Below are 1,854 nucleotides of genomic sequence, written 5' to 3' on the forward strand. Positions count from 1 at the left end.
ACACTTACGAGAATGCCGTGTTCTCGCGAAAGCTTGTCGAGCCGAAACCGGGCGAGACATGGCTGCTGGTCACCTCGGCCTTCCACATGCCGCGCGCCAAGGCGCTGTTCGACAAGGCGGGCTTTGCGACCATCCCGTGGCCGGTCGACTACCGCACCTCGGGCAAGGAAGGCGTCGGCTTCTACCGCGACAATCCGGTCGACTCGGTGCAGGCAACCACCATCGCGGTGCGCGAATGGATCGGGCTTTTCGCCTACCGGCTCTCCGGCAAGATCGATCAGTTCTTTCCCGGACCAGGCGGCTGACCGAGCACCGCCTGGCGCGCCGCCGAGAAGAACTGGCGGCGCACCAGCACCGCCAGGAGCACCAGGGTCGACATGACGAAGACGATCGGGTCGACGAACCAGCCGAGATAGCCGATCGAGAAGAAGACGGCGCGCAGGCCTGAGTTGAAGTGCTTGCCGGCGAGCACGTTCATGCGCGTCGCCCGCCACACCGCCGTTTCGCTGACCGGGTTGCGTGAAGCCGGGCCATGCGGTGTCGGCACCGCGCCGATCAGGATCGAGCAATAGTTGAACAGCCTGTAGGCCCAGCCGAATTTGAAGAAGGCGAAGGCGAGAATCAGCACCAGGCCGAACACCTTGGTCTGGAAGGCTTCGCGCGACGAAGCCGCGCCGAAGGGCAGGTCGGCCAGAACCTGAAGCACGCGGTCGGAGGCGCCGAGCAGGGCAAAGCAGCCACCGAGCGCGATCAGGGAAGATGAGGCAAAGAAGGCGGTGCCTTGCTGCAAGCCGCCCATGATGGCGGTGTCGACGATGCGGATCTCGCGCTCGGCCATGTTGCGCATCCAGGCCTCGCGCTGGGCGTTCATGGCGGTCGTCAGCGAGACGCGGCTGATCAGCCTGCCGTCGGAGGCGAGCGTGTGCAGCACCCAGACCACCAGGAAGAAGGCCAAAGCCGCCAGATCTGCCATTGAAAGGTGGAGTGAGTCGCCCATGACTTCTTGTAACACGGGCCGGGCCGGCGCTTCGACGGGGCTCGAGGCGCCGATATTGCGATGTCGCTGGCGGAGCAAACAAGGTCGGCAGCCGCCGCGCCGCGCCGCGCAAAACATCGGAAACATCGCGAGAATTCCTATATGTAAGCCTTGATCGGCCTCCAGGAGACAACGGCCCCGTGTTCCTCTCGGTTTTCGACCTGTTCAAGATCGGCATCGGCCCATCGAGCTCGCACACCATGGGGCCGATGACGGCCGCGCGCCGCTTCCTCGACGAGATCCTGGCCGGCGACTGGCCGCGCCCGGCGGGCGTGAAGGTCGATCGCATCGGCGCCAGCCTGCATGGCTCGCTCGCCTATACCGGCATCGGCCATGGCTCGGACCGCGCTGTCATCCTCGGCCTGGCCGGCCAGACGCCGCAGACGGTCGACCCCGACGAGGCCGACGGCATCGTTGCCCGCATCGGCGCGGAGAAGCGGATTTCACCGCCCGGGCACCCGACTTATCGCTTCGATCCCGCCAAAGATCTCGTGCTCGACCGAAAGACGCCGCTGACCGGCCACGCCAACGGCATGGCCTTCTATGCCTATGACGCATCCGACCGGCTGCTGCTCAAGCGCATCTATTATTCGATCGGCGGCGGCTTCGTCGTTTCCGAGGAAGAGCTGCAGCGCATGAAGGCCAAGGGCTCGGTGACGACCGAGGGCAGACGAGTGCCGTACCCGTTCAAGAATGCCGTCGAGATGCTGGCGATGGCGGCGAAGAGCGGGCTTTCGATCGCCGAAATGAAGCGCGTCAACGAAGAGAAGCACATGTCGCGCGAGGAGCTCGACGCAGGCCTCGACGCGATCTGGAGC

General features: G+C 65.2%; 3 protein-coding genes. 2 read left to right on the plus strand and 1 reads right to left on the minus strand.

All coding sequences use genetic code 11. From position 1 onward, the window contains the following. Positions 1-305, plus strand: a 305-nt coding sequence (locus tag EOD07_RS33045; protein ID WP_164772780.1) for a YdcF family protein, incomplete at its 5' end; no start/stop codon positions are given. Here the strand turns inward: EOD07_RS33045 and EOD07_RS33050 are convergent. Then, entirely contained in the window at positions 278-997 is a 720-nt protein-coding gene (locus EOD07_RS33050) for a DUF599 domain-containing protein (RefSeq protein ID WP_041007072.1), read from the minus strand. The two genes, EOD07_RS33045 and EOD07_RS33050, sit on opposite strands and share 28 nt — an antisense overlap. 179 nt (positions 998-1,176) lie before the next feature. On the opposite strand from EOD07_RS33050, the gene EOD07_RS33055 reads away from it, so the two are divergent. Continuing rightward, positions 1,177-1,854, plus strand: a 678-nt coding sequence (locus EOD07_RS33055) for a serine dehydratase beta chain (protein ID WP_281059112.1), incomplete at its 3' end; no start/stop codon positions are given.

Source organism: Mesorhizobium sp. M2C.T.Ca.TU.002.02.1.1 (genome assembly GCF_003997225.1).